Source organism: Nitratireductor sp. PBL-C9 (genome assembly GCF_050877045.1).
Classification (GTDB): domain Bacteria; phylum Pseudomonadota; class Alphaproteobacteria; order Rhizobiales; family Rhizobiaceae; genus Nitratireductor; species Nitratireductor aquimarinus.
Map to the genome: position 1 here is coordinate 338,014 of NZ_JBPAXW010000001.1, position 23,397 is coordinate 361,410.

Annotated in this window: 25 protein-coding genes; 12 read left to right on the plus strand and 13 right to left on the minus strand. The window is 63.0% G+C overall.

Annotated features, from left to right (window positions below; translation table 11 throughout):
- Positions 1-18: 18 nt before the first annotated feature.
- The 12 genes from ACRTG1_RS01570 (at position 19) to ACRTG1_RS01625 (ending at position 11,662) form a co-directional block, all read left to right on the plus strand.
- Positions 19-795, plus strand: a complete 777-nt coding sequence (locus ACRTG1_RS01570; protein ID WP_113156795.1) for a DeoR/GlpR family DNA-binding transcription regulator — start codon at positions 19-21, stop codon at positions 793-795.
- A complete protein-coding gene (locus ACRTG1_RS01575) occupies positions 792-1,835 on the plus strand; it encodes an ABC transporter ATP-binding protein (protein WP_432515621.1) in 1,044 nt (347 codons plus the stop codon). The genes ACRTG1_RS01570 and ACRTG1_RS01575 overlap by 4 nt, the downstream gene beginning before the upstream one ends.
- A 38-nt stretch (positions 1,836-1,873) precedes the next feature.
- Positions 1,874-3,130: an ABC transporter substrate-binding protein gene (locus tag ACRTG1_RS01580; protein ID WP_432515622.1), complete on the plus strand. Its 1,257-nt coding sequence runs from the start codon at positions 1,874-1,876 to the stop codon at positions 3,128-3,130.
- Between the two features lie 65 nt (positions 3,131-3,195).
- Positions 3,196-4,089 carry a carbohydrate ABC transporter permease gene (locus ACRTG1_RS01585; RefSeq protein ID WP_432515623.1) on the plus strand — a complete coding sequence of 298 codons (894 nt, stop codon included), beginning with the start codon at positions 3,196-3,198 and terminating at the stop codon, positions 4,087-4,089.
- The gene (locus ACRTG1_RS01590; RefSeq protein ID WP_432515624.1) at positions 4,086-4,895 is read left to right on the plus strand and encodes a carbohydrate ABC transporter permease; all 810 of its coding nucleotides are present in this window, start codon (positions 4,086-4,088) and stop codon (positions 4,893-4,895) included. Before ACRTG1_RS01585 ends, ACRTG1_RS01590 begins: the two co-directional genes overlap by 4 nt.
- Before the next feature lie 3 nt (positions 4,896-4,898).
- A complete protein-coding gene (locus ACRTG1_RS01595; protein WP_432515625.1) occupies positions 4,899-5,696 on the plus strand; it encodes a phosphodiesterase in 798 nt (265 codons plus the stop codon).
- A 298-nt stretch (positions 5,697-5,994) separates the two neighbouring features.
- The gene (locus ACRTG1_RS01600; RefSeq protein WP_206552873.1) at positions 5,995-7,167 is read left to right on the plus strand and encodes a substrate-binding domain-containing protein; all 1,173 of its coding nucleotides are present in this window, start codon (positions 5,995-5,997) and stop codon (positions 7,165-7,167) included.
- Positions 7,168-7,235: 68 nt separating this feature from the next.
- Complete coding sequence (locus ACRTG1_RS01605) at positions 7,236-8,000, plus strand: ABC transporter ATP-binding protein (protein ID WP_113156788.1); 765 nt, start codon at positions 7,236-7,238, stop codon at positions 7,998-8,000.
- Positions 7,993-8,715, plus strand: a complete 723-nt coding sequence (locus ACRTG1_RS01610; protein WP_206544957.1) for an ABC transporter ATP-binding protein — start codon at positions 7,993-7,995, stop codon at positions 8,713-8,715. The genes ACRTG1_RS01605 and ACRTG1_RS01610 overlap by 8 nt, the downstream gene beginning before the upstream one ends.
- Positions 8,716-8,812: 97 nt before the next feature.
- Positions 8,813-9,844 carry a branched-chain amino acid ABC transporter permease gene (locus ACRTG1_RS01615; RefSeq protein WP_113156786.1) on the plus strand — a complete coding sequence of 344 codons (1,032 nt, stop codon included), beginning with the start codon at positions 8,813-8,815 and terminating at the stop codon, positions 9,842-9,844.
- Between the two features lies 1 nt (position 9,845).
- On the plus strand, positions 9,846-10,898 hold the full coding sequence (locus ACRTG1_RS01620; RefSeq protein ID WP_432515626.1) for a branched-chain amino acid ABC transporter permease: 1,053 nt from the start codon (positions 9,846-9,848) through the stop codon (positions 10,896-10,898).
- Between the two features lie 2 nt (positions 10,899-10,900).
- Complete coding sequence (locus tag ACRTG1_RS01625) at positions 10,901-11,662, plus strand: alpha/beta fold hydrolase (protein WP_432515627.1); 762 nt, start codon at positions 10,901-10,903, stop codon at positions 11,660-11,662.
- 4 nt (positions 11,663-11,666) lie between these two features.
- On the opposite strand, the gene ACRTG1_RS01630 is transcribed toward ACRTG1_RS01625, so the two are convergent.
- From ACRTG1_RS01630 to ACRTG1_RS01690, 13 genes are all read right to left on the minus strand, one after another.
- Positions 11,667-12,026 carry a phosphate acetyltransferase gene (locus ACRTG1_RS01630; RefSeq protein ID WP_113156783.1) on the minus strand — a complete coding sequence of 120 codons (360 nt, stop codon included), beginning with the start codon at positions 12,024-12,026 and terminating at the stop codon, positions 11,667-11,669.
- On the minus strand, positions 12,023-12,376 hold the full coding sequence (locus tag ACRTG1_RS01635; RefSeq protein ID WP_206544960.1) for a MaoC/PaaZ C-terminal domain-containing protein: 354 nt from the start codon (positions 12,374-12,376) through the stop codon (positions 12,023-12,025). Before ACRTG1_RS01635 ends, ACRTG1_RS01630 begins: the two co-directional genes overlap by 4 nt.
- Complete coding sequence (locus tag ACRTG1_RS01640) at positions 12,369-13,859, minus strand: class I adenylate-forming enzyme family protein (protein WP_432515628.1); 1,491 nt, start codon at positions 13,857-13,859, stop codon at positions 12,369-12,371. The genes ACRTG1_RS01635 and ACRTG1_RS01640 overlap by 8 nt, the downstream gene beginning before the upstream one ends.
- A gap of 1 nt (position 13,860) precedes the next feature.
- Positions 13,861-14,640 (minus strand): enoyl-CoA hydratase/isomerase family protein, encoded by a 780-nt coding sequence (locus tag ACRTG1_RS01645; RefSeq protein ID WP_206994589.1) that lies wholly within the window; start codon positions 14,638-14,640, stop codon positions 13,861-13,863.
- Complete coding sequence (locus ACRTG1_RS01650; protein WP_432515629.1) at positions 14,637-15,227, minus strand: TetR/AcrR family transcriptional regulator; 591 nt, start codon at positions 15,225-15,227, stop codon at positions 14,637-14,639. The genes ACRTG1_RS01645 and ACRTG1_RS01650 overlap by 4 nt, the downstream gene beginning before the upstream one ends.
- A gap of 163 nt (positions 15,228-15,390) precedes the next feature.
- Complete coding sequence (gdhA, locus tag ACRTG1_RS01655) at positions 15,391-16,758, minus strand: NADP-specific glutamate dehydrogenase (protein ID WP_206544963.1); 1,368 nt, start codon at positions 16,756-16,758, stop codon at positions 15,391-15,393.
- Between the two features lie 312 nt (positions 16,759-17,070).
- Positions 17,071-17,736, minus strand: coding sequence for an HD domain-containing protein (locus ACRTG1_RS01660; RefSeq protein WP_206994590.1), 666 nt, complete (start codon positions 17,734-17,736; stop codon positions 17,071-17,073).
- 16 nt (positions 17,737-17,752) lie between these two features.
- Entirely contained in the window at positions 17,753-18,397 is a 645-nt protein-coding gene (locus ACRTG1_RS01665) for an HAD family hydrolase (protein ID WP_317090131.1), read from the minus strand.
- Complete coding sequence (locus ACRTG1_RS01670) at positions 18,394-19,458, minus strand: ABC transporter ATP-binding protein (RefSeq protein WP_432515630.1); 1,065 nt, start codon at positions 19,456-19,458, stop codon at positions 18,394-18,396. The genes ACRTG1_RS01665 and ACRTG1_RS01670 overlap by 4 nt, the downstream gene beginning before the upstream one ends.
- A 56-nt stretch (positions 19,459-19,514) precedes the next feature.
- Positions 19,515-20,765 (minus strand): ABC transporter substrate-binding protein, encoded by a 1,251-nt coding sequence (locus ACRTG1_RS01675; protein ID WP_432515631.1) that lies wholly within the window; start codon positions 20,763-20,765, stop codon positions 19,515-19,517.
- A gap of 31 nt (positions 20,766-20,796) precedes the next feature.
- Positions 20,797-21,642, minus strand: a complete 846-nt coding sequence (locus tag ACRTG1_RS01680; protein ID WP_432515632.1) for a carbohydrate ABC transporter permease — start codon at positions 21,640-21,642, stop codon at positions 20,797-20,799.
- On the minus strand, positions 21,639-22,562 hold the full coding sequence (locus ACRTG1_RS01685; protein ID WP_432515633.1) for a carbohydrate ABC transporter permease: 924 nt from the start codon (positions 22,560-22,562) through the stop codon (positions 21,639-21,641). Before ACRTG1_RS01685 ends, ACRTG1_RS01680 begins: the two co-directional genes overlap by 4 nt.
- Positions 22,559-23,389, minus strand: a complete 831-nt coding sequence (locus ACRTG1_RS01690; RefSeq protein WP_432515634.1) for an MBL fold metallo-hydrolase — start codon at positions 23,387-23,389, stop codon at positions 22,559-22,561. The genes ACRTG1_RS01685 and ACRTG1_RS01690 overlap by 4 nt, the downstream gene beginning before the upstream one ends.
- Positions 23,390-23,397 lie beyond the last annotated feature (8 nt).

Consider the following 23,397-nt stretch of genomic DNA (forward strand, 5'->3'; position numbering starts at 1 on the left):
CCAAACTGAGGGGAGAGGATGGCGTCAAAGAAAATCAGACGTCACGACCTGATTCAGCAGGTCGTTCAGGAACGCGGAGGCGTGAGCGTTGGCGCGCTGGCGGAGATGCTCGGCGTTTCGACCCAGACCATCCGCCGCGACCTCGACAATATCTGCGACGGCAACGGCCTCAGGCGCGTTCATGGCCGCATCGAACTGTCGACGGATCGCCTCAACACGCCTTTCGATCAGCGGGCAGGCACCAACATCGTGGGAAAACGCGCAATCGGCGAAGCCGCGGCTGCGGAGATCCCCAATGGATCCACGGTCTTCATTTCACTCGGCTCGACGCCGCTCAGCGTTGCGCGGGCTCTTGTCCGGCGACGTGAGCTGACCATCATCACCAACAATCTGAGCGCCGCCATGGCTCTGAGCGAAGAAGTGTCGAACCGCATCATCCTGCCGGGCGGCGAGGTGCGCCTGCCCGACCGCGATTTCATCGGCGAGGAAGTGGTCGAGTTCTTCGGGCGTTTTCGCGCGGAATACGCGGTCTTCGGCGTGGCCGGTGTTGCCGATGACGGGGGACTTCTGGAGTTTCACCCGGCCGAAGTGCGCGTGCGCCAGAAGATGTTCCGCAATGCGCAGACTTCACTGCTCGTGCTCGACCACACCAAGTTCGGCCGCCTTGCGCCGGCGCTTGGCGGGAACCTGGCCGATGTGGACCGCATCGTGACGGACCGGGCGCCTGGCGCAGACTACACCGATCTCATCGCTCCCTTGTCGGATCGCATCATTTTCGCAGAGGACGCTGAATGACCGCACTGCCTCCCTTCGTCCAGCTTCAGGATGTGGCCAAGCGCTGGAATGGCCAGCTCGGCGTCGAGCACATTTCGCTGTCGATCCCGCGCGGGTCGTTCGTCGCGCTTCTCGGCCCGTCCGGCTGCGGCAAGTCCACGACGCTGCGCCTGCTCTCCGGCCTCGAACTGCCCGATGAAGGCCGCATCAGCATCGACGGGAAGGACGTGACGACCGCCGCTCCCTCCGAGCGCAATCTCTCCATGGTGTTTCAGTCCTACGCCCTCTTCCCGCATCTGAGCGTGGCTGAAAATGTCATTTTCGGCCTCAAGGTGCGCAGGGTCCCCGCCGCCAAACGGCGCGAAATGCTTCAGCGCTCGCTCGAGATCACGGGACTGCTCGGCTATGAAGAGCGCAAGCCCGGCGAACTGTCCGGCGGTCAGCGGCAGCGCGTAGCGCTTGCGCGCGCCATCGTGGCGGGACAGCCGCTCTGCCTCATGGACGAACCGCTTTCCAATCTCGATGCGAAATTGCGCGCCTCGGTGCGCAAGGACATCAAAAAGCTTCAGCTCGATCTCGGCATGACGGTCGTCTACGTCACCCATGACCAGACCGAAGCCATGAGCATGGCAGACATGGTCGTGCTGATGAAGGACGGGCACATTCAGCAGGTGGGCACGCCCGAAGACCTCTATTATCGGCCAGCCAACACATTCGTTGCCGAATTCGTCGGCGCGCCGCCCATGGCGCTGATCGACCGCTCGGCGCTGCCGCAGTTTGCCGATGCGAAGACCATCGGGCTGCGCGCGGAAAATGTGCGCATTGCCGAACCCGGAAAGGGCCGCCTTCTGTGCCGCGTTTCGGAATGCGAGTTTCTTGGATCGGAAACCCATATCGGGCTCAGCCACGAAGCGGCGAGCGGGCTTACGGTCAGCATGCCGGGCCTCAAACACATTCCGTCGGGCGAGGAACTGGAGATCAGTTTCACCGACGAGGATCTGCATTTTTTTGATGTAGCCGGTCAACGGATCGGGGGCGCACACGGCGCTCCGAACACCTAAAGCAAGATGCAAGACTGCATGAACCTGGGAGGAGCAAAATGAACGCCTTTAGGAAACTGGGACTTTCGGCGGCGCTGGCCGTCAGTGTTGCGCTGCCGGCGGCGGCCGAGACCGAACTCACCATGTATTATCCGATCGCGGTCGGCGGTGCGCTGACCGAGGTCGTTGACGGCATCGTTGCGGATTTCGAAGCGGCGAACCCGGACATCAAGGTCAACGCCATCTATTCCGGCAATTATGACGACACCCGCGTGCGCGCCCTTTCCGCCCTTGCATCGGGCGAGCCGGCGCAGCTTGCCGTGATGTTCTCCATCGATGCCTATGACCTGATCGAGCAAGATCTGATCGTCGCGTTTGAAGACATCAACGGTGTTGAGGCCGACTGGCTGGGGGGCTTCTATCCCGCGCTGATGGCGAATGGCCGCATCGAGGGCAAGACCTGGGGCATCCCGTTCCAGCGTTCCACCATTGTCGCCTATTACAACAAGGACCAGTTCCGCGAGGCAGGCCTTAATCCCGAGAGCCCGCCCAAGACCTGGGACGAGCTCGTCAGCATGGGCAAGGCCCTGACAAAGGACGGCACTTCCGGCCTGATGATCCCCTCGACCGGCTACCCCTACTGGATGTTCCAGGCGCTGGCGATCCAGAATGGCAAGGAGCTCATGTCGGATGACGGCCTGACCACCTATTTCGACGATCCGGCCGTCGTTGAAACGCTCGAATTCTGGAAATCGCTCTCCACAGAACATGGCATCATGCCCACGGGCACGGTGGAATGGGGCACGCTTCGCCAGGCGTTCCTTGAAGGCCAGACCGCGATGATGTGGCACTCCACCGGCAATCTGACCGCCGTTAAGGATGCCGCGAAATTCGACTTCGGCGTCGCCGAGCTGCCGGCCAATGTGCGTCCCGGCTCGCCGACCGGCGGCGGCAATTTCTACGTGTTCAAGGATACGTCCGAAGAAGAGCGTGCTGCCGCTCTCAAGCTGATCCAGTTCATGACGGCGCCCGAGCAGGCTGCGGCCTGGTCCATCGCCACCGGCTATATGGGCGTCTCGCCCGCAGCCTATGAGACCGAGGCGCTGAAGGCCTACACGGCGGAATTCCCGCCGGCGCTCGTGGCCCGCAACCAGCTGGAAAACGCCGTGGCAGAGTTCTCCACCTTCGAGACGGCCCGCGTCCGCGACGGTCTGAACAACGCCATTCAGGCAGCGCTCACCGGATCCAAGGAGCCCGCCGCAGCGCTTGACGAAGCACAGCAGGCAGCCGAACGCCTCCTGCGCGACTACCAGTAATCCAGTCTGCCGGACGCCGGGCCTGCCCCGGCGTCCGGCGACCAGACTCGGCGGAAAACCGGACCATGGCGCATCACGTCAACATCGAACGCCGCCGGCAGGCGATCTACGGCTGGCTGCTTCTGTCGCCAGCTGCGATCCTGCTGACGACCTTTGCGTTCTATCCTTCGCTGGCGACGCTCTGGTCGAGCCTTTTCAGCCGGGGCACGCGCCGACAGCCGAGCGAATTTGTCGGAACCGAGAACTACACCGACCTGTTTGCCGACCCGACCTTCTGGGTCGTGGTCAAGAACAACCTCATCTATGCCGCCGCCACCATTCCGATTTCCATCGCAATCGCGCTGGCGATGGCGCTGTGGGCGAATTCCAAGATCCCCGCGCGCGGCTTTGTGCGCACCGCCTATTTCACGCCGACGGTTCTGCCGATGATTGCGGCGGCAAACCTGTGGCTCTTCTTCTACACGCCCGGCCTCGGCGTGCTGGACCAGATCGGCTCGCTTTTCGGTCTTCCTTCAGTGAACTGGCTCGGACAGCCTGAAACCGCACTCTGGGCGGTGATCATCGTGACGATCTGGAAAGAAGCCGGCTTCTTCATGATCTTCTACCTCGCCGCGCTTCAGACGATCCCCACGGACCTGAAGGAAGCGGCAGACATCGAGGGCGCAAGCCGCTGGACCTATACGCGGCGGATCGTACTGCCCCTCCTGATGCCGACAACGCTCTTCATCATGGTCAATGCGCTGATTAACTCGGTCAAGCTGATCGATCACCTGTTCATTCTGACCAAGGGCGGACCGAACGACGCCTCGAAACTGATCCTCTATTACATCTGGGAAATGGCCTTCGCCTTCTTCGACGCGCCCCATGCCGCCGCGATGACGATCCTCGTTCTTCTGGCGCTGGGCATCGTGGCCGGGATCAAGTTCAGCTATCTCGACAAGCGGACCCACTATCAATGAGCGCGATTTCCCGACATATCGAAACCTTCGGCGCGCTGCTGCTCGCACTGGTGTGGATCTCGCCGCTGGTCTTCGCCTTCTGGGCGGCGTTTCATGCGACCTCCGATGCGGTCAACATGAACCTGTTCGCGCCCTGGACGCTGGATAATTTCCGCACCGCCTGGGAGGGTGCGCCGTGGCTGCGCTACTTCCTGAACACGTTCATACTCGTGACGCTGGTGCTGATCGGGCAGTTCGTCGTTACCACGCTCGCCGGTTTCACCTTCGCCAAGATCGAGTTTCCCGGCAAGGATTTCGTCTTCATTCTCGTTCTCATGCAGCTCTTCATTCTTCCCGAAGTGCTGATCGTCGAGAACTATGCGATGGTCTCGCGCATCGGCCTTTTCGACACGATACTCGGTGTCGGCATGCCCTATATGGCGTCCGCCTTCGGCATCTTCCTGATGCGTCAGGCCTTCAAGTCCGTTCCCATCGAACTGCATGAGGCGGCGCGAGTCGAGGGCTGTGGATGGCTCGGCATTCTGTGGCGCGTTTATGTGCCGCTCGCACGCCCCACCTATCTGGCCTATGCGCTGGTTTCCGTCTCCACCCACTGGAACAACTTCCTGTGGCCTCTCATCGTCACCAACTCAGCGGACACGCGGCCGCTGACCGTCGGCCTGTCGATCTTCGGCGCACCGGAGAATGGTGTTGATATCTCGGTGATTTCGGCAGCGACCATGATGTCCGTTGCGCCGCTTCTGGTCGCCTTCCTCGTCTTCCAGCGTCAGTTCGTGCAGGCCTTCCTGCGGGCCGGGATCAAATAAGTCATGGCAAGAATTCTACAGTTGACCGACCTTCACCTGGTCGCGCCGGGCGCGCTTGTTTCTGGCGTGCTCGACACCGGCGCGCTGCTGCGCGACGCGGTTGATCGCCTTTTGGAACTGCTGCCACAGATCGGCCCACTCGATACGGTTCTGGTGACCGGCGACGTGAGCGACGACGGCAGCCCGGAGAGCTATGTGGCCGCGCGTGGCGCGCTTGACCGTCTTGGACTGCCTGTCCTTGTCGTGCCCGGCAATCACGACGACCGGGAAAACCTCCGGGCCGCGTTCGGCGACATGGCCGGCATGCCGCAAAGCGGCCTGATCGACTGGTCCGTGGATGTTGCCGGAACACCCGTCGTCGGGCTCGATACGCTCGTTGAGGGACAGGGCGGCGGCCTGCTTCGTCCCGAGAGCCTTGCGCTTCTTGCGACCGCACTGGAGCGCGCCGGCACGCATGATGTGCTGATCGCGCTGCACCATCCGCCGATGCGAACCGGCATTCGGTTCATGGACGCCATCGGCCTTGCCAACGCAGACGCGTTTGCTGAAATTCTCAACGAATTCGACGGCACCGCGCGGATCGTGGCCGGGCATGTACACGGGGTCTATCAGGGTAGAATCGGACGGCACGCAGTGCTCGCCGCGCCATCCACTTGCAGCGCCTTTGCGCTCGATTGCCGCGCGAATGCGCCGGTGGGCTTCATGACCGGTCCAAGAGGCTGCGCGGTGATCGACACCGCACCCGATGGCGCATGGACCGCGATCCCGCTGGAAAGCGCGAACGGACCCTTTTCCTTCTAGGCAGACACAGTGCAGACGCCGAGCGGGTGGGCTCCTCAGGGAGCCTTGCCACGCTGACGCCATCCGTGCGTCCTTTTCCCCGTTCAGGGCCATCATTCCTTAGGCACACACCCCTTCCCTGCTGCCGAGCTGAAACGCTTGCAGCGCCTGCCTGTCGGAAAATCCCCCTGAATTCCGCCCGCCTCCACCCTCCCCGAGCCCCGAGGCTATTGCGCGTTTGTGACAGAACTCACGCTTGACATGAATATTGATTCAGGTTTCATATTTGCCAGACGAGAAAATCGGGAGGATCATTCTCATGTACCGGACAATCGCTCTGGCTCTGGCCGCTTCGCTGGCGGCGACGCCATTGGCGGCGGAAATCCGCATCGCGCATGTCTATGGCAAGACCGGGCCGCTCGAGGCCTATGCCAAGCAATCCCATGACGGCCTCATGCTGGGCCTCGAATACGCCACCGACGGCACGATGGAGATCGACGGCGAGCCAATCGTCGTCATCGAGAAGGACACCCAGCTCAAGCCCGATATCGGCAAGGCGCTTCTGGCCGAGGCCTATGGCGACGATGACGCGCATATCGCGGTCGGCCCCGTGTCTTCCGGCGTCGCGCTGGCCATGCTGCCAGTGGCGCAGGAATATGAGCGGCTGCTGATCGTCGAGCCCGCCGTGGCGGATTCGATCACGGGAGAGAACTGGAACCGCTACATCTTCCGCACCGGGCGCAACTCCTCGCAGGACGCCATCTCCAACGCCGTTGCCCTTGGCGGTGAAGGCGTGACCGTGGCAACACTGGCGCAGGATTACGCGTTCGGACGCGATGGCGTGGCGGCGTTCAAGGAAGCGCTGGAAGCCACCGGCGCAACCGTGGCGCATGAGGAATATGTGCCCACCGACACCACCGATTTCACCGCTGCAGCCGAGCGCATTTTCCAGGCCATGGGTGACATCGAGGGTGAGAAGAAGCTCTTCATCATCTGGGCCGGCGGGGGCAACCCGATGGGCAAGATCAACGCCATGGACCCGTCGCGCTTCGGCATCGAGATCGCGACCGGCGGCAATATCCTCGCGGCGCTGACCGCCCACAAGGAGCTGCCGGGCATGGAGGGCGCGACCTATTACTACTACGAGATCCCGCAGAACCCGGTGAACGAGTGGCTCGTGAAGACACATTTCGAGCGCTACGGGACGCCGCCGGACTTCTTCACCGCAGGCGGCATGTCCGCCGGCATGGCCATCGTCGAGGCCATCCGCAAGGCCGGTGGCGCTGAAGACACCGAAGCGCTGATCACGGCGATGGAAGGCATGGAGTGGGAGACTCCGAAGGGCACGATGCGCTTCCGCCCGGAAGACCATCAGGCGCTGCAGACCATGTATCACTTCCGCACCGAGGTTCAGGAAGACAAGGACTACGGCGTTCCGGTTCTCGTTCGCGAGATCGGCATCGAGGACATGAACATCCCTGTCCGCAACTGATGCGCTGACCCCGGACGGGGCGGCGAAAACCGTCCCGTCACCTTTCTCGACCAAGAGCGACCTTCCTGATGACCCAGCCACTTCTGGAAACCGACGGGCTTGCCGTGCGCTTTGGCGGCCATGTCGCGGTGGACGCCGTGACATGCAGCTTCCATGCCGGAGAGCTCACCGCCATTGTGGGGCCGAACGGGGCCGGCAAGACGACCTATTTCAACCTGATTTCGGGTCAGATCACGGCCACGGCCGGCCGGGTCCGGCTGATGGGCGAGGACATCACCCGCGCGGGCATCGCCGAGCGCTGCAAGAAGGGCATTGGCCGGGCGTTCCAGCTCACCAACCTGTTTCCCGATCTCTCGGTTCTGGAAAATGTGCGCCTGGTGATACAGGCGAAGCAGAACAAGGGCTTCAGCCTCTTTTCGATGGCCGACAGCCACAGCGAAATCACCATGGCCGCGATGGCGATCCTCGAACGGGTGCGGCTGGACCCGTGGAAGGACCAGACCGCCGCCGAACTCAGCCACGGCAACCAGCGCAAACTGGAAGTGGCGCTGCTGATCGCACTCGACCCGATGGTCTACATGTTCGATGAACCCACCGCCGGCATGAGTGTGGACGAAGCGCCCGTGGTGCTCGATCTCATCGCCGAACTGAAAGCCGAAACCAACCGCACCATTCTGTTGGTGGAGCACAAGATGGACGTGATCCGCACCCTCGCCGACCGGATCATCGTGCTGCACAACGGCGCGCTGGTGGCCGACGGCCCGCCCGCAGAGGTGATGGCCTCGGACATCGTGCAGGAAGCCTATATGGGCAGGGAGCTGGAAGATGTCTGAGCCCGTGCTGAAACTGAAGGGCGTCGAAACCGACATCGCCCAGTATCACATCCTGAAGAAGGTCGATCTGGACGTGCCGCGCGGCTCGGTGACGATGCTTCTGGGGCGCAACGGCGTGGGCAAGACGACCACGCTGCGCACAATCATCGGCCACTGGCAGGCGCGGGCCGGCTCCATCACTTTCGACGGAAACGACATCACCCGCCTGCCGGTGCCCGACCGCGCCCGCGCGGGCATAGGCTTCGTGCCGGAAGACATGGGCATCTTCGCCGATTTGACGGTGGAAGAAAACATGATCCTCGCCGCCATCAGCGGCCCGCTCGATGCGGCCCGGCGCGATTGGCTGTTTTCCGTCTTTCCGCCGCTGCGCACCTTCTGGAACGCGGCGGCGGGCAATCTCTCCGGCGGCCAGAAACAGATGCTGTCGATCGCCCGCGCCATGGCGGAACGCCGCACGCTCTATCTCATCGATGAGCCGACCAAGGGCCTCGCCCCCGCCATCATTTCAACCATGGTCGGAGCGCTGCGCGAACTGAAGGCGCAGGGCGCCTCGATCCTGATGGTGGAACAGAATTTCGCCGTCGCAAAGGCGCTGGGCGACCACGCAGCGGTGATGGATGACGGCCGCATCGTGTGGACCGGCAGCATGGCGGAACTGGCCAACGACGCGACCCTTCAGGAACGCCTGATGGGCCTGAGCATGGAAATGCAATGAAGACCGTTCTCTCGCAACTGCCCGCCCGTTTCCGGCAGCGGCTGAAACAGCCGTCCTGCGCCGCGAAGAAACCGCTTCGATCCTGCGAGGCCCGCACATGACCATTGCACCGACCCACAAACCCACCTTCGCCGACATTCCGCTGTCGGAACGGCTGGCGAAAGCCACACCGCTTCTTCTGGTGCCCGTTCTGGTTCTGGTCGGGCTTGCCGCCATCGGCAATCCGTCGAGCTGGCTGACGCTCACCGTATCGGGCCTCGCCATGGGCATGATGATCTTCATCATCGCTTCGGGCCTGACGCTCGTGTTCGGCTTGATGGATGTCATCAATTTCGGCCATGGCGCGTTCATCTCGGTCGGCGCTTTCGTCGGCATTTCCGTGCTTCTGGCGCTTGGCGGCTGGGCCGGCGCGCCTTCGCTCCTGCTCAACCTTCTGGTCGTGCTTCTGGCCGTGATCGCCGCCATGATCGTGACCGGCGGTCTCGGCTGGGCCTTCGAAAAGGTCATCGTGCGCCCCGTCTATGGCGCGCATCTCAAGCAGATCCTCGTCACCGTCGGCGGGCTGATCGTGATCGAACAGCTCATCGCCGTTGTCTGGGGACCGGAAGAAATCTTCTTCTCCCGTCCCGAAACGCTGAAGGGCGCTTTCACCTTCTGGGGCGCCGCGCTCGAGAAATACCGCATCCTGGCCGTGGCCGTGGGGCTTGGCCTCTTCGTCGCCATGCGGCTCGTGTTCCGCCGCACCAAGATCGGCCTGATCGTGCGCGCCGGCGTCGAGAATGGCGAGATGGTCGAGGCGCTGGGTTATCGCCTGAGCCGCGTCTTCATCGGCGTTTTCATCGCCGGTTCGGCGCTTGCCGGTCTCGGCGGCGTGATGTGGGGCCTCTATCAGGAAGTCATCACCGCCAGCATGGGCGAAGAACTGATGATCCTCGTCTTCATCGTGGTGATCATCGGCGGGCTGGGCTCAGTGGAAGGTGCCTTCATCGGTGCGCTTCTGGTGGGTCTCCTGCAGAACTATGTCGCCTTTCTCGAGCCCAAGCTGGCGCTGGTGTCGAACATCGCGCTGATGACCGCAATCCTCATGTGGCGGCCGCAAGGCATGCTGCCCGTCGTGAAGGCCAAATAAGATGCTCGTCAAGCTTCTCTCCGGTGACAAACCCCGCTCGCTGGCGCTGACCCTGATCCTTCTGGCGATCCTCGTCGCGCTGGCGCTTGCCCCGTTCCTGTTTCCCGGCGTGCGGTCTCTGGAAACGGCGGCGCGCATCTGCATCTTCATCGTGCTTGTGGCGAGCTACGACCTGCTTCTGGGCTATACCGGCATTGTGAGCTTTGCCCATACGATGTTCTTCGGGCTTGGCGCTTACGGCGTGGCGCTCGCCTCCATCCATATGGGGCGCGGCTATGACGCGCTCCTGACCGGCACCGTTCTTGGAGCCCTGGCGGCCGCCCTTCTGGCGCTTGTGATCGCCATGTTCTCGCTGCGGGTTCGGGCGATCTTCTTCGCCATGATCACGCTCGCCGTTGCCTCGGCTGTGGCGGTTCTGGTGTCGCAGATGTCCGGTGTGACGGGCGGCGAAGACGGCCTGAACTACATGATCCCGCGCGACCTGACACCGGCCTTCCGGCTGGGCGAACTGTTCGGCGTGCGCATCAATGGCAAGGTGCTCAACTACTATCTCGTCTTCTTCGCGTCTCTGGGGCTCTTCCTCCTGATGCTGCGGGTCGTCAACTCGCCCTTCGGGCGCGTGCTCAAGGCAATTCGCGAGAATGATTTCCGCGCAGAATCCATCGGCTACAACGTTGTCTGGTACCGCACCATCGCCACATGCCTTTCCGCCGCGACGGCAGCCGTGGCCGGCAGCCTGTTTGCGATCTGGCTGCGCTATGTCGGCCCCGACACGACGCTCTCCTTCGAGATCATGCTCGACATTCTCCTGATGGTGGTGATCGGCGGTATGGGCACCATGTATGGTGCGGTCATCGGGGCGACCATCTTCGTGCTGGCGCAAAACTATCTGCAGACGCTGATGGGCGCGGCCTCTGAAGCAACGGGCGGCGTGCCGCTTCTGCCGCAACTGCTGGACCCCGACCGCTGGCTTCTGTGGCTCGGCATCCTCTTCATTCTCAGCGTCTACTTCTTCCCCACCGGCATTGTCGGCAGGCTGCGGGCCGGACGCTGAACGTGACGCGCTCCATCCTGTTTCTGCATGGCTGGACGATGCGCGGGGCCGTGTTCGACCGGCTGATCGCCCGCATCGGCCCGGATTTCGACTGCCATGCGCCCGACATGCCCGGCCATGCCGCAGCCGCCCACCTGCCGCCGACGCTTAATGCCTGCGCGGAGATGATCGGCGAGGTGCTCAACGCCCTGCCAGACAGGAAACCGCTGGTGGTGGGCTGGTCGATGGGGGCAGCCGCCGCCTGGCGCTATCTCGCACGCCATGGCAGCGCCGGGATCGGCGGGCTGGTCACCGTCGACATGAGCACACACATCGTGCCGGCTGCGGACTGGCCGCACGGCCTGAAAGGGCAGACGGCTGAGAGCGTGGTACAGTCGACCCGGCGCTTCCTCACCGACTGGGATGGCGCAACGCACGGCATCGCCGCCACCATGTTTGCCACACCCGAAGGCGCACCCGGCTTTTCGCGTGAAGACGCGCGCAGCGTGATCCTCAGTCAGGATCCGGAGAAGATGCGCACCATGTGGGATGATCTCGTGGCCATGGATGCGCGCGCACTGGCGCCCGATGTAAACCTGCCATGGCTCGTCTGCTCAGGCGCAAAAAGCCGGGTCTACCCGGCCTCGGCCTCCGACTGGATTGCGCAGACGGCCCCGAACGCGAAGCGCCATGTCTTCGCAGCCTCGGGCCACTCCCCACATCTGGAAGAAGAAGAGGCCTTCGCGCAGGCGATTATCGATTTCGCCGCAGGCCTCAACGCCTGAACCGTCAGGCCCCGACATCCTTTGCCTTGACCAGCGAACGGCCCTCGCAGATCACCGTGCCATCAGGTGCGGTGCAGCGCGCCCATAGATCGACCAGATGCTTTTCCGGCCGAAGACGGGTGATCTCGACTGTCGCCGTCAGTTCGGTGTCGAGCGGCGCCGGTGCCTTGAAAGCCAGTTCCTGCTTGAGATAGTTGGTGCCCGAGCCCGGAAGCTTTACGCCCAGAAGATAGGAAAACAGCGCCGCGATCAGCGGTTCTGGCACCTGGCTTTCCGGGGCCGCGCCGGAAAGCGCTGCATAGGCCGAAAGATCGGCAGCGGAATAGGTGCGGCGCACGGTGGCGCTCTGTCCGGTCTCCATCATGCGATCCTTGCCTCCCCGACAAGCAGTTCTGCGGCGTCTGCAACCCGCACCGCCTTCATTTCAAGCGTTCCCGGCGCGGTTTCACGAACCGTCAGCGCAACCTCCTCACCGGCAAAGGCGGGGTTGGGAAACATCATTGTCTGGCTGACCTGGCGGGCGCCGGGCTCAGCCTTCTGCAACAGGCCCCAGAGCTTGGAATAGATCAGCATGCCGTGGCTGACGGTGCGGCCAAAGCTGGTGCGGGCCGAGAATTCGGGGTCCACATGGATCGCGTTGTCGTCACCCGACACCGCAGCAAAGGCGTCGAACTCCTCCTGGCTGGGCAACCAGCGGGCGGACAGGTCAAGCATCGGTCAAAAACTCTCTGAGATCGGGTTTGCGCACCTTGCCGGCGGCAGTGCGTGGAAAATCCTCCAGCACGCAGAAGCGCACCGGCACCTTGTAACCGGCGAGCCTTTCGCGGCACCACGGCCGCAGCGTCTCGACATCAAGCTCGGCGTCGGGGCGCAGAACCAGAAAGGCGACGCCCACCTCACCCCATTTTTCGTCCGCGCAGCCCACAACGGCCACCTCCAGCACGGCGGGATGCGCGTTGAGCGCACGCTCGACCTCGGCGGGATAGACGTTTTCGCCACCGGAGACGAACATGTCCTTGATCCGGTCAACGATGAAGTAATAGCCATCCGCGTCGCGCCGCCCCACATCGCCGGTATGCAGCCAGCCATCGGGCGTGAAAGTCTTTTCGGTCGCTTCCGGGTTCTCGAAATAGCCCGGCGTGATGTTGGGACCGCGCAACTGGATCTCCCCGGAACCGGGCGCGCCATCGGGTACGCCTGCAAGGCGCACATCCGTCATCATCTGCGCCCGCCCCACCGAGCCGATCTTCTCGGCAGCGCGGGCGGCATCCATCAGGAACACGGTGGGCCCGGTTTCCGTCATGCCGAAACCGTTCAGCACATAGGCGCCACGTTCGGCGAAGAAGCGGATCAGCGGTTCCGGCAGCGGCGCGCCGCCGCAACCGCAGCGAATGGCGGTCCAGTCGACGTCTTCGATGCCCGGCATGAGCGACAGCGCCTGATAGATGGCCGGCACGCCGAATACCTGTGTCAGCTCGCCCGCGCGCAGCATGGCGAGCAGCCTTTCGGCATCGAATTTCGGCAGCACAGTCGAGCTTGCGCCGTTCAGGAAGACCGGCAGCGTGTAGAGATTGATCCCGGCCGTGTGGAACAGCGGCAGGAAGTTCACCGAACGATCCTCTGCCGTAAGGCCGATGGCCTGCCCGATATTAATCGCATTCGCCCAGGCCATGCGCGCAGTCTGGATCACCGCCTTGGGCCGCCCGGTCGTGCCCGATGTGAACAGGAGATACCAGGGGCGCGTCGCGGGCACCGCCGCGCGCAGCGCCGGACCACCCTGCGCGATCCAGCCATGAAGCGCATCGTCGAAACCGAACGACGACGCGCCGATCTTCGCGGCCACATCGGCCGCCAGACCGGCATGCATCGCATCATGCAGGATGGCCTTTGCATTCACCGGCTCCAGCGTTTCAACCAGTTCGGGTGCCGGCTGCCGCCAGTTCAGCGGACACAGGATGATGCCTGTCTTCTGGCAGGCGAACAGCGTGAGGAAGAACTCCACCCGGTTCAGACAGAGGATCGCCAGCCGGTCGCCCTCGCCCAATCCGGCCCGGCGCAGCCCCTCGGCAATGCCATCGGCTGCGGCATTCACATCGGAAAAGGTCCACGCGCGGCCTGTTTCGGCATCGCGAAAGGCCAGTGCATCGGGTGAAATCTCGGCCCGTTTGCAGGCCATGTCGGGAACGGTCTCGAACATCTCAAGCCTCCTTGCCAAGAAATGCCGCCATCTTCGCCCGTGTCGCCTCAAGCGGGATCAGGGCGCGAAAGGCTTCGGTCTCTGCTGCAAGCCGCGCCTCCACCTGCGCCCGTCTTGCGGCATCCCAGATGAGCGCCTTGCCGGCAAGCGCCATATCGATGTCGAGCGCGGCCAGCCGGGCGAGCGCAGCATTTTCGGGATCAGGGTCGACGGCGCAGGCGAGCCCGCGCGCCATGAGTTCCTCCGCTCCAAACCGCCGGTCGTTCAGGAGCCAGTCCTGTGCGGCACCCGCGCCGATCCGCTCCGGCAGCGTGGCCGTCCAGCCGCCATCAGGCGCAAAGCCCATCACCCCGTAATAGGGCTGCACGAATGCATCCGGAGCCAGAACGGCAAGGTCGGAAGCAAACAGGAAACCGGCGGATCCGCCGGTAATCGCACCCCGGCCAGCCAGAGCGACAATGGCCTTCTGGCCGATCATCCGCAGCACGCAGCGCTGTAAAAGCGGCACGACCCGCTCGGCATAGGCCACCGCCTGCCCGTCGCAGGCCGCTTCCAGAAACCGGCCGACATCGCCGCCAGTGGAAAAATTGCGCCCGCCGCAGATCAGTGCACGGCGGAGGCCGGTATCCTCGAAATCTTCCTGAGCGGCCTCAATTGCGGCCAGAAAATCCGGCTCCAGCGCATTGGCGCGGGGCGCGGCCAGGGTGATCACGAAACAGTCGCACCCGCCGGGCGCGCTGCGAATTTCAGTTCGGACGAACGAGGGTTCGTGCGAACTCATGGGGCAAGCCCGTGACAGATCATCTTATGCGCCTCCTCAACCACCCGCTCGATGTCGGGTGTCTCCTCCCACAGCACGTAACGGTCTCCGAGCGCCTTGGAGATGCCCATCAGCGCATAGGCCCGCACCTCCGGATCGCCCGCAGAAATCTCGCCGCGCTTCTGCGCCTCGCGCAGGCCAAGCGTGTAGGCCTGCCCGAAATGCCAGAAATAGTCCCGATAGGCCTCCGGATCGACGAACCGCGCCTCCTCAACGATCCGGTAGAGCTGCGGCCTTTCGGCGACGAAGCGTAAAAAGGCTTCGAGCCCCGCCCGCTCAGAGCTCAGACGGTCGGGCGCATCGCTGATCGCCTCACCTACGATCGCGCGCGTGATCCGCCCCATCTCCAGCACCAGCTCGCGGAAAACCTGTTCCTTGCTGGTGAAATACACGTAGAATGTGCCGAGCGCCGTATCCGCCAGCCGTGTGATCTCGGCAATGGACGCGGCGGAAAAGCCCTGGTCGCCCATGACCGTCTCGGCTGCTGCAAGGATCTTGGCGCGCCTTATCTGGCCGCGTTTCGTCTTCGGTTCTGCCATGACATACATGAATAATGATTCAGGTTTCAGTTTCAAGCAAAATCCGCACTTGATCCGGCTGCGATTTTCCTCCGTTTGCAGATTTTGAGCCCCAAAAAGCGGAAACCCATACGAAAAACCCGCGCGAAACAGGTCGCGCGGGCTCGTTTCTCTGGAATGCCGATAGAGGGCGTCAGATCACACCAAGCGCGTCCATGGCTTCTGCAACGCGCACAAAACCGGCGATGTTCGCGCCCAGAACATAGTCGCCGGGCGAGCCGTATTCATCGGCGGTTTCGGCACAGGTGTCATGGATATGCGCCATGATCTCGGCCAGGCGCTCTTCCGTGCGCTCGAAGGTCCAGCTGGCACGCGATGCGTTCTGCTGCATTTCCAGCGCCGAGGTGGCGACGCCGCCTGCATTGGCCGCCTTGCCCGGCGCGAACAGGATGCCGGCTTCCTGGAACACGCGCACGGCCTCCGGCGTCGACGGCATGTTTGCGCCTTCGCCAACGGCGATGAGGCCGTTCTTCACCAGCGTCTGGGCGTCCTTGCCGGTCAGCTCGTTCTGCGTGGCCGAAGGCATGGCGACATCGCAGGGCACATCCCAGATGGAGCCCTTCTCGACAAAGTGCGCACCGGCGCCCTTGAGCTTCACATATTCCGAGATACGGCCGCGACGCTTCTGCTTGATCTCCTTGACCAGATCGAGGTCGATGCCGTTTTCATCGACGATGTAGCCGCCTGAATCCGAGCAGGATACGATGACGCCGCCGAACTCGATGATCTTTTCCATCGCGTAGGTGGCCACATTGCCCGAACCGGAAACGCTGACGCGCTTGCCTTCGAAATCCATCTTGCGGGTGCGCAGCATGCGGTCGACGAAATAGGCCGCGCCGTAACCGGTCGCTTCCTTGCGCGCCTGCGAGCCGCCATAGGAAAGCGCCTTGCCGGTCAGAACGCCGGCCTCATAGCGGTTGGTGAGACGCTTGTACTGGCCGAACAGATAGCCGATCTCGCGACCGCCGACACCGATGTCACCGGCCGGCACGTCGGTGTACTCGCCGATATGACGGTGCAGCTCGGTCATAAAGGACTGGCAGAAGCGCATCACTTCCGCATCCGAACGACCGCGCGGATTGAAGTCCGAACCGCCCTTGCCGCCGCCGATCGGAAGACCGGTCAGTGCGTTCTTGAAGATCTGCTCGAAGCCAAGAAACTTGACGATGCCGAGATTGACGGTGGGATGAAAGCGGATACCGCCCTTGTAGGGGCCGAGTGCGGAGTTGAACTGAACCCGGAAGCCGCGGGAGATCTGCACGTTGCCGGCATCATCGACCCATGGAACGCGGAAAATGATCTGACGTTCCGGTTCGCAGATGCGCTCGATCAGCGCGTTGTCGGCATATTCCGGGTGTTTCGCGATCACCCGGCCAATGCTCTGGAGAACTTCCACCACTGCCTGGTGAAATTCCGTTTCTCCTGCGCTACGGCGTAATACGTCTGCAAGAATAGGCTCAAGTTTTTCGTCAACCGTACTCAAAAATTCATCCCTTTTCATTTCCTCCGACGCAAAAACCGCGTCGCCGTTTTACTCAAAGCATTGACGATGAAAGACCCCGCACACGCTGGCGCGGCATCGTCCCTCATCGAGAAAGAGAATTCAGTAGACCTGCCCCGGAAAAGCAGTATCGAAGCGAACTCGACTGGAGAAATATTCGCTTATCCGCCATCCGACAAGGCGAATTTGAATTTCAACCAATGCGTGTTGGATTTCCACACTCTGAGCATTTGGAAGTGGATGAACATGTTTTGAGCGCCGCAGAACTCCGCGACGCCCGGGATTGCGGCCTTCCGGCCGCGCGAACGCAGACTAGCCCCTTGCGCCCTGAGGAAGGGCAGCGCCGAGTTCCTCGGCCAGATCCGCCAGAAAACGGCGCAGCACATCGGCGCGCCGGTCCGCGAGCTGACGCCCCATGGAGGTCTGCATCGTCTCGGGAAGGCGCAGCAGCTTCACCTCGAAATGATCCACCGAGTAGCGCTTGTCATCGAGCGGGCGATTGACGGCAAAGGGGTCTTCTCCGTCGAACAGGCTGGAGCCGAGCTGGCCGGAAATGGCGAAGGTGCGCGCAAGGCCGATGGCCCCCAGCGCCTCGAGACGGTCTGCATCCTGCAGCGCCTTCGCTTCCAGCGTTTCCGGCGCAATGCCCGCCGAGAAACTGTGCGCCACGATGGCGTGACATGCAGCCTCGCGTTCAGCCTCGTCAAAGCCCAGTGATTTGAGAATGGGGCGCGCGGCCTCGGCTGACAGGGTGGAGGCCCGCGCGCGATCCGGGTGGTTCTTCGGCAGGTTGATCCAGTCATGGAGATAGGCTGCGGCGATGATCACGCGCTGATTGCCGCCGCCTTCCCCCGCAGCGATCTCAAGAGCAGAACGCATCACGCGGCGCGCATGGTTGATGTCGTGGCTGTTGTCGCTGCTGTCGTCATGCGCCTCGAAGGCGGCCTCGAGGTCAGCGATCAGTTTGCTATGCGGCATGAAACTCGTTCTCTTTTCAGGTATTCAGAATATGTTCGGCGGCGTCCGCCAGATTGTCGAAAACGGGCGCGCCCGTTGCAAGCAGCGCATCCCGCCCCTGCATGCCGGTCGTCACCAGCGCGGTCCTGACGCCGAGCGGCGCAGCCGCCGCGAAGTCGTCAACCGTGTCGCCGATCAGCCAGCACGCTCGCGGGTTCACATCAAGCGTCTCGCAATGACGTTCAAGGCTCTCCCGCTTGGTCGGGTGTCCGGTTCCCGTAAACCCCTGCACCAGCGTGAAATGGCTCCCAAGGCCGTGATGCTCGATCAGTTGTTCGATCTGGCCATGCGGCGCCATGGACAGAAGCGACTGGTTGGCGCGTTCTGCCAGTGTGGAGAGCGCGTCCAGCGCATCGATGGCGAGCGGAAGTCCGTGCATCGCCGGATCGTAATTGCGCTCATAAGCCTCGCCAAGATGGCGAAGCTCGTCTGGACGCGCAGTCCGCCCCAGAAGCGCACTGAAATACTCCGACAGCGGACGCCGGTAATGCTCCCGCACCATTTCGGGCGTCACGCCCGGCCGCCCAAGCTCTGCAAGGGCATCGGCGGTGATTTGCGCCGTGATGGCAAAATCGTCCAGCAGAGTGCCATTCCAGTCCCAGATCACGTGGTTGTTTTTCATACTGCACCCGCCACGCGTTTTCCTGTCTCATCGAAATAGTGAAGCGCCCCGGCCGGAATGTGGAGTTCGAGCCGATCGTCCGGCCGCACCACTTCTTTCAGCCGGGCGCGCAGCGCAAGCCCGCCGCATTCCATATGAACGAGGCGTTCCGAGCCCATCAGTTCCGAACGCCTGACGGTGACCGGCAATGTGGCCTTCTCGCCGTCCACCGGTCCCAGTTGCACGTCTTCGGCGCGGAAGCCCAGGCGGAACATTGGCGAGAGCGGGGCCTTCGGCAGCCCGTCCAGCCGCACCGCGCCCGATGTGACGAACACCCTGTCTTCGGAACGCGTCACATCGACAAGGTTCATGGAGCCAAGAAAATCAGCGACAAAGGTGTTTGCTGGGCTCGTGAAAATGTCTTCTGGCGCGCCCTGCTGCTCAATGCGGCCATCGCGCATGACGATCAGATGGTCGGCAAGCGCAAGCGCTTCCGTCTGGTCGTGGGTCACATAGACGGTGGTGGAGCCGATTTGGCGCTGCAACGCGCCCAGTTCCGCCCGCATCTCGATCCGCAGCTTGGTGTCCAGATTGGACAGCGGCTCATCCATCAGCAGAACCGCCGGGCCGCGCACGATGGCGCGCGCAATGCCGACACGCTGCCGCTGGCCGCCGGAAAGCTGCGCCGGGTAGCGGTCAAGATATGGCTCCATGCGCGTCAATGCGGCTGCGGCCCTGACCCGCGTGCGAATGCTCTGCGCATCAAGCCGCGCCATGCGCAGCGGAAAAGCGATGTTCTCTAACACCGTCTTGGTCGGGTAGAGCGCATAGTTCTGGAACACCATGGCCACGCCGCGATGCTGGGAATCCACCTGCGTGACATCCTGCTTACCGAACAGAATGCTGCCCGATGTGGGCGTTTCAAGCCCGCTCAGGCAACGCAGCAGTGTCGTTTTTCCGCAGCCCGAGGGGCCGACGATGATCGTGATGCCGCCCGCCGGGCAGTCGATATCGAGACTGGAGAAAACCGGACGCTCCGCGCCCGGCCAGTGCTTTGTGAGATTGCGAACCGCGACGGGCATGGGGTTCTTCCCCATGCCCTGCGGGCCTGCTTTCCGGGCCGATCCGTTGCGCGCGATCATTGGGCTTCGTTCAGCTCGTTCATGATGTCGGCAAGGCGGCTCATGCCCTCCTGCGGTTCGACAGCGCCGGTCAGGATCTGGTGCTGGATATCGCCGAAATTGCTCTGGAACTCGTTGTTGGCGCGGCCCGGCAGCGTGTACCAGGGGCGGTTTTCCTGGCCGTTCAGAGCCATGAGCGCGGGGTTTTCGGCATAGAAGTCGCCGAGCAGTTCCGGCGTCTGCGCAGCAGTGACATTGATCGGCGAAGAGGCCGTCGCCTTCACCGTGGCGGCAACGCTCTCGGGCGCAACGAGTGAGAGGAGCGCCTTGCAGGTGGCTTTCTGGCGCTCCGGGTCCGTCGCGAGCATCACGAAACCATTGCCGGAAGCGGCCGTCAGCGCCTTCTCGTCGTCACGGGCCGGCATCGGCGCAACCGCCAGATCGAACGCGATGTTGCTGGAGACGTTATTATAGGCGGAGGACGAGCTCAGAAGCATCGCCACTTCGCCGGACTGGAACATGCGCGAAGCCTCACCCCAGAAGGTCGAGGGCGCGAGCGCGGGCATCTGCTGCTTCTCGACGAGACCCCGCATGAACGCCATCAGCTCGACCGAAGCCTTGCTGGCAACGCCGGACCGGCCCTCGCCATCGACCATCTCGCCGCCCGACGAGAGAAGCTGGCTCTCATAGACATAGGTGTTCGGCATGTACATCAGCACGCCGAAACGGTTGCCGGAACCGTCGCTCAGCCTGGCGGCAGCGGCCTCAAGCTCGCTCCAGTTGCGCGGCGGGTTCTGCGGGTCGAGGCCTGCGGCCTCAAATGCATCCGCGTTCACGAACAGCGCAGGCAGGGTGACATACCAGGGCATGGCATAGAGCTTGCCGTCGACACGAAAATTGTCGACCAGCCCCTTGTCGAGCTGCGCCGCGAGCTCCGGAGCCGAGGCGAGGCATTCGTCCAGCGGCTGCGCGCGGCCGGAATCCACATAGGCCCGCAGCACGGCGCCGGTCACGCGAACCGCATCCGGAGCGGAGCCGGCAACGATGTCGGCCAGAACCTTCTGCGTGGTGTCGAGATCGGACTGGTTGTCGAGCTCCAGATTGACCAAAACATCCTCCTGGCCGGCGTTGAAGGCCTCGAAGACCTGTTTCAGAACCGCGCCGTTTTGTTTTTCCTGACCGGAGACCAGCCGCAGCTCGGTCTGGGCGAGTGCAGGCGTCGCGCTGATCATGGCGAGAAGTGCGGTGGTGGTGAGAAGGCGTTCCATGAATTGGCTCCAGATGTGATGTGAGACGATGTCAGTCGACCTGCCCGGAGGTCATCGCTATGCCGGCGATGAGCTGCCGCTGGGCGATGAGGAAACCGACGAGAAGAGGCAGGACGGTCAGGGTTGCAGCCGCCATTTGCGGCCCGTAATCCGCACCAAGCTCCTGATCGAGAAACTTGACGATGCCGAAGGGAACCGTGGCGGCGAAATCATTGCGCAGCACGAAGGACGGCCAGAAATAGTCGTTCCAGTGCGACACGAAGCTGAGAATGCCGAAGGTGACGATGGCCGGCCGCGCCATCGGGAAGACGATGTGCACCAGCGTGCGCAGCGAGGACGCGCCATCGAGCCGCGCCGATTCGAAAACCGATTGCGGGATCGACAGGAAGAACTGCCGCAGCAGAAAAACGCTGAAGGCAGAACCGATGAACGGCAGGATAAGCGCGCCATGCGTGTTGATCATGCCAAAGCGCGACAGAAGCACGTAAATCGGGATGGCCGTGGCGTGATAGGGAACCATCATCGCGGCCAGCACCAGCCACAACCCGACTTCGCGCCCGGAAAAGCGCAGCCGCGACAGCGCATAGGCTGCGGGAACGCAGACGATCACCTGCCCGACGAAGATCGCCGTCACCACGAAAATGCCGTTCAGATAATAGCGAAGCAGCGGCACTTCCGCGAAAACGCGGCGATAGTTCTCGAGGCTGAAATCGCTGAGCGCCAGAATGTTCCCGGAGAAGATTTGATCCGGCGCGGTGAACGAGGTGCGCAGCATCAGCCAGAAAGGCAGCAGCATGAAAACCGCGCCTGCTGCGAGCGCCAAATGGGTGCCGCCTGCAACCAGGCGGGCGCGGGTCGTGTCGATTGATTGGGTCATCGCGTTCCAGCCTTCTCGAGCCGTGCGGTCATGATGCGCTGGAGCGCGGTTGCGGCGATGGCGAACGCCAGAAGAACGAGCGTGACCACCGATCCCCCGCCGATGTCGAAGAAGTAGATGCCCCGTTCCCACATGAGGTGAGCGAGCGTCTGGCTGCTGCGCGAAGGGCCGCCGCCGGTCATGGTCGAAACCGTGTCGAACACCCGCAGCGCATTGACTGAAGTGATGATGCCGACAAACACCGTGGTCGGGCCGATGGCAGGCCAGGTGACGTGCCAGAAGCGGTGCCATGCACCCGCGCCATCCACCCGCGCGGCGTCGATCTGGTGGCGCGGCACGGCGGCAAGCGCCGCGAGATAAAGAACGACGACAAAGCCGATCTGCTGCCAGTTGCCGACAATGGCGACCGCCGGCAGGGAAAGCACGGGCGAGTTCAGCCAGTCGACCAGGCCGGTCATCTGACCAAGCGTCTGGTCGACGATGCCGCGACGCCCGACGAACATCCAGCGCCACACGATCGACATGGCGACCAGCGTGGCCGCGACCGGAAGGAAGTAGACTGCCTGCCAGAATGCGCGCCCGCGCCGCAGACTGTTGATCGCGAGCGCGATCAAAAGGCCGAGGATCATCGATGGCGGCACGGTCAGGAGAATGTAGGTGAAGGTGACGCGCAGGCTGTTGAGCACCTCGCCGCGCGCGGCAGCCCGGGTGAAATTCTCGAACCCGACAAAGCGAATGGTGCCGGCCAGAATATCCACGTCGAAGAAGGCGAGCAGCAGCGTCAGAAGACACGGCAGGATCGCAAAGACGAAGAGGAGCAACATGAGCGGGCCGACCAGCAGATAGGGCGCAATGCGCTGCCCGATGCCTGTGGGCGCTGCCGGAATGGGTGTCAGAAGCGCTGCGGGAGAAACGGTCACAGGCGATACTCACGCGTTTCAAAGGCGAGATGGATTGCACCGCTGAAATGCTGCGCCGCCGCGGCGCGCGCGCTCGGCCCGTCTTCAGGCGCTGCGAGATGGCAGAGCACCAGTTCGCGCACCCCTGCGAGAGCGGCCAGCCTGCCCGCCTCGGCAGGGCTCATATGCGCGCCGCCGGCAAGCGGGCCGGACATATGCGCATCCACCAGAAAAAGATCGGCGGAAGCGGCGAAACCCACCAGGGTGGGGTCAAAGAGCGCATCTGCCGAGTAGACGATGCTCGCGCCGTTCTTCTCGATCCGCATCGCGGCCGTCGGCGCATTGTGATCCACCGCATGCGTCTCGATCTGGTTCGCGCCAAGCCTGAGCGTGTCTCCGATGGCATACTCACGGACATCGAAAACCGTCAGAAGCCAGTCGTGCCGCTCCTGAACCGAGGCGGCAAGCGCCCGCTTTCCGGGTTCGTCCACATCGCTCGGGAACTGCCAGCTGCGGTGACCGAACAGGTCGGAGAACCGCTGAAGAAACTGCAAACCGCCCTGCGGAATGCAAAGGGGCAGCGGCGTGGTGCGCCCATCCACGAGCCATTCGGCCAGAAGCGCATAGGCAAGCGGCACGAGATCCAGAACGTGATCGGGATGCAGATGGCTGATGACCACCCCATCCAGCCCGCAATGCCTGCCATCGGCAAGCAGAGCGGTTGCGATGCCGGGACCACAATCGAGAAGGATGTTTTCCTGATCGGCCGTAACCAGATAACCCGAACAGGGAAGCCCCCGCACGGGATACCCACCCGACGAACCCAGAACTTTTAGAGCAAGTGACACAAAAACCG

What these genes read in the sequence shown, in the direction of transcription:
- ACRTG1_RS01665 (WP_317090131.1), bottom strand. Translation starts at nt 18,397, where the DNA reads ATGAAAAACAACCACGTGATCTGGGACTGGAATGGCACTCTGCTGGAC.
- ACRTG1_RS01590 (WP_432515624.1), top strand. Translation starts at nt 4,086, where the DNA reads ATGAGCGCGATTTCCCGACATATCGAAACCTTCGGCGCGCTGCTGCTC.
- ACRTG1_RS01605 (WP_113156788.1), top strand. Translation starts at nt 7,236, where the DNA reads ATGACCCAGCCACTTCTGGAAACCGACGGGCTTGCCGTGCGCTTTGGC.
- ACRTG1_RS01610 (WP_206544957.1), top strand. Translation starts at nt 7,993, where the DNA reads ATGTCTGAGCCCGTGCTGAAACTGAAGGGCGTCGAAACCGACATCGCC.
- ACRTG1_RS01620 (WP_432515626.1), top strand. Translation starts at nt 9,846, where the DNA reads ATGCTCGTCAAGCTTCTCTCCGGTGACAAACCCCGCTCGCTGGCGCTG.
- ACRTG1_RS01600 (WP_206552873.1), top strand. Translation starts at nt 5,995, where the DNA reads ATGTACCGGACAATCGCTCTGGCTCTGGCCGCTTCGCTGGCGGCGACG.
- ACRTG1_RS01680 (WP_432515632.1), bottom strand. Translation starts at nt 21,642, where the DNA reads ATGACCCAATCAATCGACACGACCCGCGCCCGCCTGGTTGCAGGCGGC.
- ACRTG1_RS01650 (WP_432515629.1), bottom strand. Translation starts at nt 15,227, where the DNA reads ATGTATGTCATGGCAGAACCGAAGACGAAACGCGGCCAGATAAGGCGC.
- ACRTG1_RS01640 (WP_432515628.1), bottom strand. Translation starts at nt 13,859, where the DNA reads ATGTTCGAGACCGTTCCCGACATGGCCTGCAAACGGGCCGAGATTTCA.
- ACRTG1_RS01580 (WP_432515622.1), top strand. Translation starts at nt 1,874, where the DNA reads ATGAACGCCTTTAGGAAACTGGGACTTTCGGCGGCGCTGGCCGTCAGT.
- ACRTG1_RS01575 (WP_432515621.1), top strand. Translation starts at nt 792, where the DNA reads ATGACCGCACTGCCTCCCTTCGTCCAGCTTCAGGATGTGGCCAAGCGC.
- ACRTG1_RS01675 (WP_432515631.1), bottom strand. Translation starts at nt 20,765, where the DNA reads ATGGAACGCCTTCTCACCACCACCGCACTTCTCGCCATGATCAGCGCG.
- ACRTG1_RS01585 (WP_432515623.1), top strand. Translation starts at nt 3,196, where the DNA reads ATGGCGCATCACGTCAACATCGAACGCCGCCGGCAGGCGATCTACGGC.
- ACRTG1_RS01660 (WP_206994590.1), bottom strand. Translation starts at nt 17,736, where the DNA reads ATGCCGCATAGCAAACTGATCGCTGACCTCGAGGCCGCCTTCGAGGCG.
- gdhA (WP_206544963.1), bottom strand. Translation starts at nt 16,758, where the DNA reads ATGAAAAGGGATGAATTTTTGAGTACGGTTGACGAAAAACTTGAGCCT.
- ACRTG1_RS01645 (WP_206994589.1), bottom strand. Translation starts at nt 14,640, where the DNA reads ATGAGTTCGCACGAACCCTCGTTCGTCCGAACTGAAATTCGCAGCGCG.
- ACRTG1_RS01615 (WP_113156786.1), top strand. Translation starts at nt 8,813, where the DNA reads ATGACCATTGCACCGACCCACAAACCCACCTTCGCCGACATTCCGCTG.
- ACRTG1_RS01630 (WP_113156783.1), bottom strand. Translation starts at nt 12,026, where the DNA reads ATGATGGAGACCGGACAGAGCGCCACCGTGCGCCGCACCTATTCCGCT.
- ACRTG1_RS01570 (WP_113156795.1), top strand. Translation starts at nt 19, where the DNA reads ATGGCGTCAAAGAAAATCAGACGTCACGACCTGATTCAGCAGGTCGTT.
- ACRTG1_RS01635 (WP_206544960.1), bottom strand. Translation starts at nt 12,376, where the DNA reads ATGCTTGACCTGTCCGCCCGCTGGTTGCCCAGCCAGGAGGAGTTCGAC.
- ACRTG1_RS01595 (WP_432515625.1), top strand. Translation starts at nt 4,899, where the DNA reads ATGGCAAGAATTCTACAGTTGACCGACCTTCACCTGGTCGCGCCGGGC.
- ACRTG1_RS01670 (WP_432515630.1), bottom strand. Translation starts at nt 19,458, where the DNA reads ATGCCCGTCGCGGTTCGCAATCTCACAAAGCACTGGCCGGGCGCGGAG.